This is a genomic window from Anoxybacillus sp. LAT27 (genome assembly GCF_022030075.1).
Lineage (GTDB): Bacteria > Bacillota > Bacilli > Bacillales > Anoxybacillaceae > Anoxybacillus > Anoxybacillus kestanbolensis.
On sequence record NZ_JAIWYK010000315.1, the window covers coordinates 1 to 232 of the forward strand.

At 70.3% G+C, this 232-nt stretch carries 1 protein-coding gene; it reads left to right on the forward strand.

Going from position 1 to position 232, the window contains the following annotated elements; all coding sequences use genetic code 11:
* On the forward strand, positions 1-232 hold a 232-nt coding region (locus LD028_RS09610), incomplete at both ends, for a hypothetical protein (protein WP_237811685.1).

Here is a 232-nt window from a genome sequence, read left to right on the forward strand (position 1 = left end):
GGCGTCGATGCGTCAGCCGCCGTCTTCACCGAGGCGCTGTCGACGCGGCTGACCGCCTGGGCGATCTGGATCGGTCATGCGGCCGAGACCCTCCAGCCTGATTTGGCGGGTCGGCTGGTGGTCGAGTTCATGGACGATCGCCCGCCGCCGACCGGGCGCATGGCGCTGGTGCTGCGCCGACTGGCGAACCGCAGCGGCGATCTCGACGCTTGGGTCCAGACCTATTCGCCCG